This window comes from Pseudomonas sp. PDM20 (assembly GCF_014852575.3).
Lineage (GTDB): Bacteria > Pseudomonadota > Gammaproteobacteria > Pseudomonadales > Pseudomonadaceae > Pseudomonas.
The window spans coordinates 1,399,941-1,412,903 of sequence record NZ_CM181224.1; the positions used below are offsets into that span (position 1 = coordinate 1,399,941).

Below are 12,963 nucleotides of genomic sequence, written 5' to 3' on the forward strand. Positions count from 1 at the left end.
CACAGTGGCGCGCGGATGGGTAAACTGCCGGCCCGAACCTGTAGTCCGAGGGGTAGAAACGCGTGCGAATCCTCCTGGTTGAAGACCATCCGCAACTCGGCGAAAGCGTCGCCCAGGCGCTCAAGGGCGCCGGCTGGACCGTGGACCTGCTGCAGGACGGCGTGGCCGCCGACCTGGCCCTGGCCAGCGAGGACTACGCGCTGGCGATCCTCGACGTCGGCCTGCCACGGCTGGACGGCTTCCAGGTGCTGGCGCGCCTGCGCGAGCGCGGCAAGACCCTGCCGGTGCTGATGCTCACCGCCCGTGGTGAAGTGCGCGACCGCGTGCACGGCTTGAACCTGGGCGCCGACGATTACCTGGCCAAACCCTTCGAACTCACCGAGCTGGAAGCACGGGTGAAGGCCCTGCTGCGCCGCAGTGTGCTGGGTGGCGAGCAGCAGCAGCGCTGTGGCGAGCTGGTCTACGACCTCGGCGCGCGGCGCTTCACCCTGGCCGAGCAGGCGATGAACCTGACCTCCCGCGAGCAGGCCGTGCTGGAGGCGCTGATTGCCCGTCCGGGGCGGGTGATGAGCAAGGAGCAGTTGGCGGCGCAGGTGTTCGGCCTGGATCAGGACGCCAGCGCGGACGCCATCGAAATCTACGTCCACCGCCTGCGCAAGAAGCTCGAAGGCAGCTCGGTGCGCATCGTTACCTTCCGCGGCCTGGGCTATCTGCTCGAGGCCCAGGATGGCTGAACGGCGCTGGGTGCTTCCCGGCACGGGCAGCCTGCGCGGGCGCCTGCTCTGGCGCCTCGGCGGGCTGCTGCTGGTGCTGCTGCTGATCGGCAGCGCGGCCACCTACTGGCGTGCCCGGCACGCGGCCGACATCGCCTATGACCGCACCCTGCTGGCGTCGGCGCGGGACATCGCCGACGGCCTCTACGCCAGCGACGGCACCCTGCGCGCCAACGTGCCCTACGTGGCGCTGGACAGCTTCGAGTACGACAGCGCCGGGCGCATCTTCTACCAGGTGATCGATCCGCAGGGGAAGATGATCTCCGGCTACGAGAACCTGCCGGCGCCACTGCCGACCACGCCACGCACCGACGATTATCCGGCATTGGCCAAGTTCTACGACGCCACCTACGAAGGGCAGGGCGTGCGGGTGGTCAGCCTGCTGCAGCCGGTGAGCCAGCCGACGGTCAACGGCATGGCGGAAATCCGTGTCGCCGAAACCATGGGCGCCCGCGAGCGGCTGGCGCGCAACCTGCTCGCCGATACCCTGCTCAACCTCGCGTTGTCGGCCATCGCCGCGCTGATGATGGTCTGGTACGCGGTGAGCGCCGGCCTGCGCCCGCTGGACCGTTTGCGCGAGGCGGTGGAGGAGCGCCAGCCGGACGATCTGCGGCCGTTGCCGGAAGTCCGCGTGCAGAAGGAGCTGCGCCCGCTGGTAGCGGCGCTCAACCACTTCACCGTGCGCCTGCGCGGGCTGTTCGACCGTCAGTCGCAGTTCATTGCCGAGGCGTCCCACGAGCTGCGTACCCCACTGGCAGCGCTCAAGGCGCGGCTGGAGCTGGGCCTGCGCGAGCAGGACCCGCAGCAATGGCGGGCGACGCTGGTCGACGCCGTGCAGAACACCGACCGGGTGACCGGGCTGGCCAATCAGCTGCTGTCCCTGGCGCGGGTGGAAAGCGGCGCTCGCGCCATCGCCGAAGGTGCGGGGGAGCGCCTCGAGCTGGGCCAACTGGCCCGCGAACTCGGGCTGGCGCTGGCGCCGCTGGCGTATTCGCGCGGTGTGGCGCTGGCGCTGGAGGCGGACGAGCCGGCCTGGGTGAAGGGCGATCCGACCCTGCTCAACGAACTGCTCAGCAACCTGGTGGATAACGCCATTGCCCATGCCCCGGCGGACGGCAACGTGATCATCCGCGTGCGCTCGCCGGCCGAGCTGGAGGTCGAGGACGACGGCCCCGGCATCCCGCCGGAGGAACGCGACAAGGTGTTCCGCCGCTTCTACCGCCGCCGCCAGCAGGGCACCGGGCTGGGCCTGGCCATCGTCGGCGAGATCTGCAGCGCGCATCGTGCGCGCATCGAGCTGGGCCAGGGCGAGCTGGGCGGGCTGCTGGTGCGGGTGACCTTCCCGGCGGAGATCGCCTGAGCCATAAAAACGAAACCCGCCGGTAAGGGCGGGTTTCGGGTGGTACGGCGCGAACTTACTGCAGCATGCTCATGGCCGCTTCCATGGCGGCGGAGAGGTCTTCGTCTTCCTTCACGTCTGCCTTCGGGTCCAGGCCCAGTTTGGCGAAGGCCGGAATGGTCGCCCAGTCCAGTTCGGTGTAGGGGTGCTGGCTGCCCAGGTAGCTCTGCAGGGTGGCTACCTGGACGATGTCCACGTAGTCGACCTTGGCCGAGTCGCGGCTGAAGTCCAGGTGCTGGCCCGGCACGGCGGCGATCGGCGCCGGGAAGTCCCAGGCCTTGAGGATGCGGTCGCCGATGACCGGGTGGATGCGCTCGATCACATGGTTGAGGCTGATGGAATCGGCCAGCAGTTCGCTGTGCTCCTCGGCGTAGGTGAGGATCGGCAGCACGCCGATCTGGTGCACCAGGCCGGCCAGGGTCGCCTGATCCGGCGCCAGGCGGGTGTAGTGGCGGCACAGGGCGTGGCAGATGCCGGCGATCTCGGTGCTCTTGTTCCACACCTCGCGCATCTTGCGGTCGACCACGTCGGAGGTGGCCTGGAACATCTGCTCCATGGCAAGACCGGTGGCCAGGTTGCAGGTGTAGTTGATCCCCAGGCGGCTGATCGCCATCTGCAGGTCGGTGATTTCCTTGTTGGTGCGCAGCAGCGGGCTGTTCACCACCTTGATGATGCGCGCGGTCAGGGCAGCGTCGTTGCCGATCACCTTGGCCAGATCCTGGATGCTGATATCCGGGTCTTCCGCCGCCTCACGGACGCGCAGGGCGACTTCCGGCAGCGTCGGCAGCACCAGCTCATCGTTGTCGATGGCCCGCAGCAGTTCCTGTTGTACTTTTTCGGCAAGCTTGCTCATGAAGTGTCCTTCAGGGAAAGCCGGGCTCCCCGCCCGGCACGAAATTCAGCGCTGGATCTCGCGGTCGCTGTCCAGAACGTAAGGCAGGTCCAGCAGACGCAGGGGCTGGTCCTCGCCCAGGCGCACGTTGCCGTCGGCAGCGGCGTCGTCCTGCAGCACAGCGAGCAGCTCCACGCCATCGGCCGCGCGGGCGGCCAGTACCACTTCGCCGACGCTGGTGGAATGCACCGGCGAGAACAGCTCGCGGCCCGGCTCCGGCAGTTCGGCACCATCGAGTTTCAGGCGCTGCAGGCGGCGCTTGAGGCGGCCCAGGTACTGCATGCGCGCGACGATTTCCTGGCCGGTGTAGCAGCCCTTCTTGAAGCTCACGCCGCCTACGGCCTGCAGGTTGATCATCTGCGGGATGAACAGCTCGCGGGTGGCGCCGAACACCTGGCCGACCCCGGCGCGAACCTGGCCGAGCAGCCAGTCGTTGAGTTCGGCGTGGGGCAGGCGGGTCTGCAGCAGGTCGGCGATGGCGGCGGCGCGTTCGGCCGATGCCCAGAGTTCGACGCGGCCCTGGCCGAGACCGATGGCGATCAGGCCCTCGACCCGCGCTACCTGGTCGGCTTCGCCGGAGAGGCTCAGGCCCAGTTCGGCGAGGACAGCGTCCGCACCGCTCAGGCCGAAGCGCGCCCACTGGGTGCTGTCATCGGAGAGGGTGGCCTTGGAGAACACCGCGTACTTCTTCAGGTCAGTCAGCTGGCTGTCCAGCAGGTCGTTGGCCATGGCCAGCAGGAAGCCTTCGCCTTCGGCGAGGATGCGGAAGCTGGAGGTCATGCGGCCCTTGGGTGTGCAGCGGGCACCGAGGCTGGAGTATTCGGCGTTCAGGTAATTGAGGTTGCAGGTCAGCTGGCCCTGGAGGAATTTGGCGGCGTCCGCGCCACGGACGGCGAGAATCCCTTCGTGATTGAGTTCGGTGTAGAAAGCAGAGTCGGTCATCACGATTCGCTGGAAGAAAGTTAGGGGCCTCATGATAGAGCTCAGGCCCAGCCTTGTCAGCGGGTGCCGGGTGAGCCGAGCATGCGTATAATGCCGCTCGGCTCGCGCCGTCCGTCGACTTCGCGAGCGTTCCGATGTATTTGCTCGCAGTTATTCGAGGGAACCCGCAGATGAACGACGAAACCGAACTCAAACGCCTTTTCTGGCACAGCCGCCGCGGCATGCTGGAACTGGACGTCCTGCTGGTGCCTTTTGTCCAGGAAGTCTACCCGGGCCTGCCCGCCGACGATCAGGCGCGCTTCCGCAAGCTGCTGGAGTGCGAGGACCAGGACATGTTCGGCTGGTTCATGCAGCGCGGCGAGCCGGAAGATGCCGACCTGCGCATCATCGTTCGCATGATCCTGGACCGTGTCCAGCCGAAGTGACCCCTTCGAGTGCCGCTGGCAGCCGTCCATCGGTTTGCTGGCGGCCTACCTCGCCGCGCAATGCTGCGCCGTCCTGGCGCTGCTGCTCGCGGACATTCCCCTTCACTGGAAAACGCTCGGCCTGAGCCTCTGCCTGCTGCATGCGTGCCGGGTGGTGCCTGGGCGGATTCTATTGCGCGCGCCGGATTCGGTGCGTGCGCTGCGCCACAACGCCGAGGGCTGGCAGTTGTGGAGCGAGCGGGAAGGGTTTCAATCCGTGCAGTTGATGCCGGACAGCTTGGCGCTGCCCTCGTTGATCGTCCTGCGTTTCCGTCGTCCTGGTGACTGGCTGGCGCGCAGCGTCTGCGTACCTTCCGACGCCTTGGCGCCGGAGTTGCACCGGCGCCTGCGGGTGCGGCTGCGCTTCAGTCGCAATAGGTGGACGGCGCCAGGATAGTGTCGCGGGCTTCGGGCAACAGGTCCGGATAGTCCAGCGTGTAGTGCAGGCCGCGGCTCTCGTGGCGCTGCATGGCGGAGAGGATGATCAGTTCGGCCACCTGGGCGAGGTTGCGCAGCTCGATCAGGTCGCGGCTGACCTTGTAGTTCGAGTAGAACTCGTCGATCTCGTCCAGCAGCAGGCGAACCCGGTGCTGGGCGCGCGCCAGGCGCTTGTTGGTACGCACGATGCCCACGTAGTCCCACATGAAGCGCCGCAGCTCGTCCCAGTTGTGGGCGATGATCACGTCCTCGTCCGAATCGGTCACCTGGCTGGCGTCCCAGCAGGGCAGGGCGACCAGCGTCTGCGCCTTGGGCAGTTCGGCGAGGATGTCGGCGGCGGCGGAGCGGGCGTAGACGAAGCATTCCAGCAGTGAGTTGCTGGCCATGCGGTTGGCGCCGTGCAGGCCGGTGAAGGTGGTCTCGCCGATGGCGTAGAGGTTCGGCACGTCGGTGCGACCCTGGGAGTCCACCAGCACGCCGCCGCAGGTGTAGTGCGCCGCCGGTACCACAGGGATGGGCTCGCGGGTGATGTCGATGCCGAAGTCCAGGCAGCGCTCGTAGACGGTGGGGAAGTGCTCGCGGATGAACTCGGCCGGCTTGTGGCTGATGTCCAGGTAGACGTAGTCGATGCCCAGGCGCTTCATCTCGTGGTCGATGGCGCGGGCCACCACGTCACGCGGGGCGAGTTCGCCCAAGGCGTGGAAGCGCGGCATGAAGCGCTCGCCATTGGGCAGTCGGAGCAGGGCGCCTTCGCCACGCAGCGCCTCGGTGATCAGGAAACTCTTGGCCTGCGGGTGGTACAGGCAGGTCGGGTGGAACTGGTTGAATTCCAGGTTGCCGACCCGGCAGCCGGCGCGCCAGGCCATGGCGATACCGTCGCCGGAGTTGCCGTCTGGGTTGCTGGTATAGAGGTAGACCTTGCTGGCGCCGCCCGAGGCAAGCACGGTGAAGCGCGCGCCGAAGGTGTCGACTTCGCCGGTCGAGCGGTCCAGTACGTAAGCGCCCAGGCAGCGTTGACCGTCCATACCCAGTTTCTGCTCGGTGATCAGGTCGACGGCGACCCGTTGCGACAGCAGTTCGATGTTCGGCCGCTGGCGGGCCTGTTCCAGCAGGGCATTGAATATCGCGGCGCCGGTGGCGTCGGCAGCGTGGATGATCCGCCGATGGCTGTGGCCGCCTTCACGGGTCAGGTGGAACTCGAAACCGCCGTCCTCGCGGCCCGGCTCATGGTCGCGGGTGAAGGGAACGCCCTGCTCGATCAGCCACTGGATGGCCTCGCGGCTATGCTCGACGGTGAATTTCACCGCGTCCTCGCGGCACAGGCCGGCGCCGGCGACCAGGGTGTCCTCGACGTGGGACTCCACGGTATCGGTGTCATCCAGCACGGCGGCAACGCCACCCTGGGCCCAGAAGGTGGAGCCCTGGGAGAGTTCGCCCTTGCTCAGCACGGCGATCTTCAGGTGCGAAGGCAGCGTCAAAGCCAGCGTCAGGCCGGCGGCCCCGCTGCCGATCACTAGGACGTCGTGCTGGAAATGCTGACTCATACCCGGCTCCACAAAATGGCGCCCTAGTATATAGAAGGGGGCCACGGCACAATACTGGCGAACCGATGACACCGAAGGCGCGTGAGGTGGGGCGGCAGTCGCAGGGCGGGAAGCTTTCTTCCCCGCTCAAGCCGGTCCGGCAGGCGCCAGGGGTTGCGTCGAAGTCATTGAACGATCACGGCAAATCACCGGAACTTTTTCAGGCGTTCCGGTTCGAACGCGGAATACCCAATCAACTTTGCGCGCAGATTGACATTGCGCGGAAGGGGAGCGGGTGTTCCGCCCGGTGCAGTTGAATTTGACGGGCTTCGGACGCATGTGGGGTCCGATTGCCGCAAATGTGAAAAAACTGTGCGGCGCATGCTTGGAGGGGAGAACTTTTGCAAAAGACCCGAGTCTATCTTGGCAGGACGATTTACCAGGGTGCTCGAAGCTCCTCCAGGTTTTCAGAGGAGCATTCATGCTAACCCAGGAACAGGATCAGCAACTGGTTGAACGGGTACAGCGCGGAGACAAACGGGCATTCGACCTGCTGGTGCTGAAGTACCAGCACAAGATTCTGGGTCTCATCGTGCGATTCGTGCACGACGCGCAGGAAGCCCAGGACGTTGCACAGGAAGCATTCATCAAGGCGTATCGCGCCTTGGGCAACTTCCGGGGCGACAGTGCCTTTTATACCTGGCTGTACCGTATCGCCATCAACACCGCGAAGAACCATCTGGTTGCGCGCGGTCGGCGGCCGCCGGACAGCGATGTCACGGCAGAGGACGCGGAGTTCTTCGACGGCGATCACGCCCTGAAGGACATCGAGTCGCCGGAAAGAGCCATGCTGCGGGATGAGATCGAGGAAACCGTCCATCGCACCATCCAGCAGCTGCCCGATGATTTGCGCACGGCCTTGACCCTGCGCGAGTTCGAAGGCCTGAGTTACGAAGATATCGCCACCGTGATGCAGTGTCCGGTGGGGACCGTCCGCTCACGGATATTCCGTGCGCGGGAAGCGATCGACAAAGCTTTGCAGCCTTTGTTGCATGATGAAGTCTGATACAGCGGCAGAAGCCAAGAGAGGTACCGCTATGAGTCGTGAAGCCCTGCAGGAGTCGCTGTCCGCGGTAATGGATAACGAAGCGGATGAGCTTGAGCTGCGGCGTGTGCTTGCAGCCTGCGGCGAGGACGCCGAATTGCGGGCCACCTGGTCCCGTTACCAACTGGCCCGTGCAGTGATGCACCGCGAGCCGGCCATGCCCAAGCTGGACATTGCCGCCGCCGTGTCCGCCGCGCTGGCCGATGAAGCCGCACCGGCGCCGCGCAGCCGCAATCCGTGGCGCAACGTCGGCCGCCTGGCCGTCGCCGCCTCGGTGACCCTGGCTGTGCTGGCCGGTGTACGCATGTACCACCAGGATGACAGTGTCGCCAACGGCCTTGCCCAGCAAGGTGCCACCCCGCAGATCGCCTTGCCGCAAGTGCAAGGCCCGGCGGTACTGGCAGGCTACACTCAGGACGAGGCGCCGCAGGTGATCACCAATGCCCAGGGCGGGCAGACCACCTGGCATGAGCAGCGTCTTCCGGGTTACCTGCGTCAACACGCGCAGCAGTCCGCCGTCAGCGGCACCGACAGCGCCCTGCCTTATGCACGCGCCGCGAGCCTGGAAAGCCGCTGATTTGCGACCTTAAGGAGCGACATGCGCGCGACGACAGCACTGTTGTTCTTCCTCGGCGGTCTGCTGGCATTGCCAGTCCAGGCCGCCGATGCGTTGGACTGGATCAAGCGCCTCTCCGAGGCTGATCAGCAACAGAACTTCCAGGGTACCTTCATCTACGAACGCAGCGGAGCCTTCTCCACCCACGATGTCTGGCATCGTGTGGAGAGTGACGGCTCGGTGCGCGAGCACCTGGTTCAGGTCGATGGGCCGCGCCAGGAAGTGGTGCGCGTCGATGGCGCCACCCAGTGCGTAGGTGGAGGCATGTCGGGGCAGGCGTCGACCGGCGAGATGTGGCCGGCACGCAAGCTCAACCCTGCTGATCTATCTACCTACTACGACGTTCGCGTCGCCGGCGAGTCGCGTATTGCCGATCGTCCGGCGGTGGTGCTGGCGGTGATCCCGCGTGACCAGCATCGCTATGGCTTCGAGCTGCACGTGGACAAGGAGACGGGCCTGCCGCTCAAGTCCCTGCTGCTCAATGACAAGGGCCAGATCATCGAGCGCCTGCAGTTCACCCGCATCGACATGGCAGCGCCGGATGACGGCGAGTTGCAGGCGAGCGCGGCCTGCAAGCCGGTGAAGGTAGCCAAGGTTGCCCAGGTGAAGACCAACTGGCATTCGGAATGGGTGCCGCCGGGCTTTACCCTGAACAGTACGCTGCAGGAGCGCAGCCCGGTCTCCAATGACCAGGTCCTGTGCCTGGCCTACGGCGACGGACTGGCGCGTTTCTCGGTATTCCTCGAGCCGCTGCACGGCGCCAAGGTCGATGATGCCCGCACCCAGCTGGGCCCGACCACCGTGGTGTCGAGGCGGATCGCCAGTGAAGATGGCGGCACCATGGTGACCGTGGTCGGCGAGATACCCAGTGGCACGGCCGAGCGCGTGGCGTTGTCCATGCGGCCAACGGGAGCCCAGCCACAGTGATCCATGAGCGGGGAAGAGTGGTTGCGCTCGAGTCTGGAGCGGTCCAGGTCGAAACGCTGCGCCGCTCCACCTGCTCGGGATGTTCGGTCAACGCCGGTTGCGGCCAGGGTCTCCTGGAGCGGCTGGGTGTTTCCCAGGGACGCAGCCGAGTGCGAGCGCTCATCTCGCCGAACCTGGCTTCATCGAGTCTTAAGCCTGGCGATGAAATCCTGCTGGGCGTGGATGAAGACCTTCTGCTGAAAAGCGCCCTGCTTTTCTATCTTTCCCCGCTGATCGGGCTGTTCGCGCTGGCGCTACTGGCGGCGCGCCTCGATCTGGGGGAACCTCTCATCATCGTGGCCGGGCTGGCGGGTTTCCTGCTGGCCTGGCTGCTGGTGCGTCGCCATGCGCGACGCCATACGGATGATCCGGCGATGCAACCGGTTGTGCTGCGTGCGCTGGTCGGTGGGCCGCCCGGCCCTGTTTAGTGATCTTCCCAATCAACATCACGGGAGCTGTAGTCAATGCAAACCCTGAAACGCAGCATGGCTGCGCTGGTCGCCCTGCTGGCCCTGAGCCTGTCGGTCACCGCGCGGGCTGAACTACCGGACTTCACTCCGCTGGTCGAGAAGGCCTCGCCGGCGGTGGTCAACATCAGTACCACCCAGAAACTTCCCGACCGCTCCAACGCGCAGATGGGCATTCCGGACCTCGACGGCCTGCCGCCGGGCCTGCGCGAATTCTTCGAGCGCAGCATTCCCCGCGGCCAGGGCGGTCAGGGTCAGGCGCCCCGTGGCCAGCAGCGCGAGGCCCAGTCGCTGGGTTCGGGCTTCATCATTTCCGATGATGGCTACATTCTCACCAACAACCACGTGGTGGCCGACGCCGACGAGATCCTCGTACGCCTGTCCGACCGCAGCGAGCACAAGGCCAAGCTGGTCGGTGCCGATCCGCGCAGCGACGTGGCCGTGCTGAAGATCGATGCCAAGGGCCTGCCGACGCTCAAGCTGGGCGATTCCGACAAGCTGAAGGTCGGCGAGTGGGTGCTGGCCATCGGTTCGCCGTTCGGCTTCGACCACTCGGTGACTGCCGGTATCGTCAGCGCCAAGGGCCGCAGCCTGCCGAACGAGAACTACGTGCCGTTCATCCAGACCGACGTGGCGATCAACCCGGGCAACTCCGGTGGTCCGCTGCTGAACCTGCAGGGCGAAGTGGTGGGTATCAACTCGCAGATCTTCACCCGTTCCGGCGGCTTCATGGGTCTTTCCTTCGCGATCCCGATCGATGTGGCGCTGAACGTCGCCGATCAGCTCAAGGCCGGCGGCAAGGTCAACCGTGGCTGGCTGGGCGTGGTAATCCAGGAAGTGAACAAGGACCTGGCCGAATCCTTCGGTCTCGACAAACCGGCCGGCGCGCTGGTCGCGCAGCTGGTGGAAGATGGCCCGGCGGCCAAGGGCGGCCTGCAGGTGGGTGACGTGATCCTGAGCCTGAACGGCCAGACCATCAATGAATCCGCCGACCTGCCGCACCTGGTGGGCAACATGAAGCCGGGCGACAAGGCGTCCCTGGAAGTCATCCGTGACAACAAGCGCCAGACCCTGAGCCTGACCATCGGCAGCCTGCCGGACGACGATGATGCCGTCGCCGCTGTCGAGGGCAAGGGCGCCGAGCGCAGCAGCAACCGCATGGGTGTGACCGTGGCGGAGCTGACTGCCGAGCAGCGCAAGTCCCTGGATATCAAAGGCGGCGTGGTCATCAAGGAAGTGCAGGGCGGTCCGGCGGCCATGATCGGCCTGCGTCCGGGCGACGTCATCACTCATCTGAACAATCGCGCGGTGGATTCCTCGAAAACCTTCAGCGAGATCGCCAAGGCGCTGCCGAAGGATCGTTCGATTTCCATGCGAGTGCTGCGTCAGGGTCGTGCGAGCTTCATCACGTTCAAACTGACCGAGTAAGGTCGGCGCACCAGAAAAGGGCGACTCCGGTCGCCCTTTTTCATGCCTGACCGTCCGGCGCGGCGTGACGCATCAGGCTGTAGTCAGGTAAACTCCCCCGCTATTTTTCGGCGGACCGCCGCCTTCAGCCTTCCGAGTGTGTTCGCCGTGAGTGACCTGAGTCATATCCGCAATTTCTCCATCATCGCCCACATCGACCATGGCAAGTCGACGCTGGCAGACCGCTTCATCCAGATGTGCGGCGGCCTGTCCGACCGCGAGATGGAGGCCCAGGTACTGGACTCCATGGACCTGGAGCGTGAGCGCGGCATCACCATCAAGGCGCACAGCGTCACCCTTCACTACAAGGCGAAGGACGGCAAGACCTACCAGCTGAACTTCATCGACACCCCCGGCCACGTCGACTTCACCTACGAAGTCAGCCGTTCGCTGGCCGCGTGCGAAGGCGCGCTGCTGGTAGTGGATGCCGGCCAGGGCGTGGAGGCGCAGTCGGTCGCCAACTGCTACACCGCCATCGAGCAGGGCCTGGAAGTGATGCCGGTCCTGAACAAGATGGACCTGCCGCAGGCCGATCCGGACCGCGTGAAGGACGAGATCGAAAGCATCATCGGCATCGACGCCACCGACGCCGTGGCCTGCTCGGCCAAGAGCGGCATGGGCGTGGAAGACGTGCTGGAGCGCCTGGTCACTGCCATTCCCGCTCCGGAAGGCGAGATCGACGCACCGCTGCAGGCGCTGATCATCGACTCCTGGTTCGACAATTACCTGGGCGTGGTCTCGCTGGTGCGTGTGAAGCACGGCCGCGTCAAGAAAGGCGACAAGATCCTGGTGAAGTCCACCGGCAAGGTCCACCAGGTGGACAGCGTCGGCGTCTTCACCCCGAAGCACACCGAGACTCCGGACCTCAAGGCCGGTGAAGTGGGCTTCATCATCGCCGGCATCAAGGACATCCTCGGCGCGCCGGTGGGCGATACCCTGACCCTGAACAACACCCCCGACGTGGACGTGCTGCCAGGCTTCAAGCGCATCAAGCCGCAGGTCTACGCCGGCCTGTTCCCGGTCAGCTCCGATGACTTCGAGGACTTCCGCGAAGCGCTGCAGAAGCTGACCCTGAACGACGCCGCGCTGCAGTACGAGCCGGAAAGCTCCGAGGCCCTGGGTTTCGGCTTCCGCATCGGCTTCCTCGGCATGCTGCACATGGAGATCATCCAGGAGCGCCTGGAGCGCGAATACGACCTGGACCTGATCACCACTGCACCGACCGTGATCTTCGAGATCGTGCAGAAGAACGGCGAGATCCTCTACGTCGACAATCCATCCAAGCTGCCCGACCTCTCGTCCATCGACGAAATGCGCGAGCCGATCTGCCGCGCAACCATTCTTGTGCCTCAGGAGCACCTGGGCAACGTCATTACCCTGTGCATCGAGAAGCGCGGCGTCCAGCGTGACATGCACTTCCTCAGCGGCCAGGTCCAGGTGATCTACGATCTGCCGATGAACGAAGTGGTGCTGGACTTCTTCGACCGCCTGAAGTCCACCAGCCGCGGCTATGCTTCGCTGGACTACAGCTTCGACCGCTTCGAGCCGGCCAACCTGGTTCGCCTCGATGTGCTGATCAACGGTGAGAAGGTCGATGCCCTCGCCCTGATCGTCCACCGCGACAACGCCCCGTACAAGGGCCGTCAGCTGGTGGAGAAGATGAAGGAATTGATTCCGCGGCAGATGTTCGACGTCGCGATTCAGGCGGCCATCGGTGGGCAGATCATCGCCCGCTCGACGGTCAAGGCGCTCAGGAAGAACGTGCTGGCCAAGTGCTACGGTGGTGACGTGAGCCGTAAGCGCAAGCTGCTGGAGAAGCAGAAGGCCGGTAAGAAAAGGATGAAGCAGGTCGGTAGCGTGGAGATTCCGCAGGAAGCCTTCCTCGCTGTGCTCAAAGTGGACAGTTGAACC

13 protein-coding genes are annotated in these 12,963 nt (G+C 65.3%); 10 read left to right on the forward strand and 3 right to left on the reverse strand.

Annotation, left to right across the window (positions count from 1 at the left end; genetic code table 11):
- The first annotated feature begins 62 nt into the window (after window positions 1-62).
- The gene (gene tctD / locus IB261_RS06620) at window positions 63-734 is read left to right on the forward strand and encodes a two-component system response regulator TctD (RefSeq protein ID WP_024765529.1); all 672 of its coding nucleotides are present in this window, start codon (window positions 63-65) and stop codon (window positions 732-734) included.
- Complete coding sequence (tctE, locus tag IB261_RS06625; RefSeq protein ID WP_192224803.1) at window positions 727-2,133, forward strand: two-component system sensor histidine kinase TctE; 1,407 nt, start codon at window positions 727-729, stop codon at window positions 2,131-2,133. The genes tctD and tctE overlap by 8 nt, the downstream gene beginning before the upstream one ends.
- Before the next feature lie 55 nt (window positions 2,134-2,188).
- Here the strand turns inward: tctE and IB261_RS06630 are convergent, their stop codons facing one another.
- Entirely contained in the window at window positions 2,189-3,025 is an 837-nt protein-coding gene (locus IB261_RS06630; protein WP_081517625.1) for an HDOD domain-containing protein, read from the reverse strand.
- Between the two features lie 45 nt (window positions 3,026-3,070).
- Window positions 3,071-4,006 carry a CAF17-like 4Fe-4S cluster assembly/insertion protein YgfZ gene (gene ygfZ, locus IB261_RS06635; protein WP_192210023.1) on the reverse strand — a complete coding sequence of 312 codons (936 nt, stop codon included), beginning with the start codon at window positions 4,004-4,006 and terminating at the stop codon, window positions 3,071-3,073.
- Between the two features lie 170 nt (window positions 4,007-4,176).
- Here ygfZ and IB261_RS06640 point away from each other — a divergent pair, with 170 nt between their 5' ends.
- Both IB261_RS06640 and IB261_RS06645 read left to right on the forward strand, forming a co-directional pair.
- Window positions 4,177-4,431, forward strand: a complete 255-nt coding sequence (locus tag IB261_RS06640) for an FAD assembly factor SdhE (RefSeq protein ID WP_138212446.1) — start codon at window positions 4,177-4,179, stop codon at window positions 4,429-4,431.
- On the forward strand, window positions 4,415-4,867 hold the full coding sequence (locus tag IB261_RS06645; protein WP_192381704.1) for a protein YgfX: 453 nt from the start codon (window positions 4,415-4,417) through the stop codon (window positions 4,865-4,867). Before IB261_RS06640 ends, IB261_RS06645 begins: the two co-directional genes overlap by 17 nt.
- Here IB261_RS06645 and nadB read toward each other — a convergent pair.
- Window positions 4,836-6,452, reverse strand: a complete 1,617-nt coding sequence (nadB, locus tag IB261_RS06650) for an L-aspartate oxidase (RefSeq protein WP_192381706.1) — start codon at window positions 6,450-6,452, stop codon at window positions 4,836-4,838. The genes IB261_RS06645 and nadB overlap by 32 nt on opposite strands.
- Window positions 6,453-6,912: 460 nt before the next feature.
- Between nadB and rpoE the strand changes: the two genes are divergently transcribed.
- The 6 genes from rpoE (at window position 6,913) to lepA (ending at window position 12,960) form a co-directional block, all read left to right on the forward strand.
- Window positions 6,913-7,497, forward strand: a complete 585-nt coding sequence (gene rpoE, locus IB261_RS06655; protein ID WP_017516654.1) for an RNA polymerase sigma factor RpoE/AlgU — start codon at window positions 6,913-6,915, stop codon at window positions 7,495-7,497.
- 31 nt (window positions 7,498-7,528) lie between these two features.
- Window positions 7,529-8,113, forward strand: coding sequence for a sigma-E factor negative regulatory protein (locus tag IB261_RS06660; protein WP_081517630.1), 585 nt, complete (start codon window positions 7,529-7,531; stop codon window positions 8,111-8,113).
- Between the two features lie 21 nt (window positions 8,114-8,134).
- Entirely contained in the window at window positions 8,135-9,079 is a 945-nt protein-coding gene (locus tag IB261_RS06665) for a MucB/RseB C-terminal domain-containing protein (RefSeq protein WP_192381707.1), read from the forward strand.
- The gene (locus IB261_RS06670) at window positions 9,076-9,546 is read left to right on the forward strand and encodes a SoxR reducing system RseC family protein (protein ID WP_192381708.1); all 471 of its coding nucleotides are present in this window, start codon (window positions 9,076-9,078) and stop codon (window positions 9,544-9,546) included. The genes IB261_RS06665 and IB261_RS06670 overlap by 4 nt, the downstream gene beginning before the upstream one ends.
- A 36-nt stretch (window positions 9,547-9,582) precedes the next feature.
- Window positions 9,583-11,013 carry a DegQ family serine endoprotease gene (locus IB261_RS06675; protein ID WP_081517633.1) on the forward strand — a complete coding sequence of 477 codons (1,431 nt, stop codon included), beginning with the start codon at window positions 9,583-9,585 and terminating at the stop codon, window positions 11,011-11,013.
- Window positions 11,014-11,160: 147 nt separating this feature from the next.
- Entirely contained in the window at window positions 11,161-12,960 is a 1,800-nt protein-coding gene (gene lepA / locus IB261_RS06680) for a translation elongation factor 4 (RefSeq protein ID WP_045210230.1), read from the forward strand.
- Window positions 12,961-12,963 lie beyond the last annotated feature (3 nt).

Bases quoted from the DNA above. Each gene is read 5' to 3' on its own strand.
- IB261_RS06630 (WP_081517625.1), bottom strand. From the start codon at position 3,025: ATGAGCAAGCTTGCCGAAAAAGTACAACAGGAACTGCTGCGGGCCATC.
- IB261_RS06660 (WP_081517630.1), top strand. From the start codon at position 7,529: ATGAGTCGTGAAGCCCTGCAGGAGTCGCTGTCCGCGGTAATGGATAAC.
- ygfZ (WP_192210023.1), bottom strand. From the start codon at position 4,006: ATGACCGACTCTGCTTTCTACACCGAACTCAATCACGAAGGGATTCTC.
- nadB (WP_192381706.1), bottom strand. From the start codon at position 6,452: ATGAGTCAGCATTTCCAGCACGACGTCCTAGTGATCGGCAGCGGGGCC.
- rpoE (WP_017516654.1), top strand. From the start codon at position 6,913: ATGCTAACCCAGGAACAGGATCAGCAACTGGTTGAACGGGTACAGCGC.
- IB261_RS06640 (WP_138212446.1), top strand. From the start codon at position 4,177: ATGAACGACGAAACCGAACTCAAACGCCTTTTCTGGCACAGCCGCCGC.
- IB261_RS06675 (WP_081517633.1), top strand. From the start codon at position 9,583: ATGCAAACCCTGAAACGCAGCATGGCTGCGCTGGTCGCCCTGCTGGCC.
- tctE (WP_192224803.1), top strand. From the start codon at position 727: ATGGCTGAACGGCGCTGGGTGCTTCCCGGCACGGGCAGCCTGCGCGGG.
- IB261_RS06665 (WP_192381707.1), top strand. From the start codon at position 8,135: ATGCGCGCGACGACAGCACTGTTGTTCTTCCTCGGCGGTCTGCTGGCA.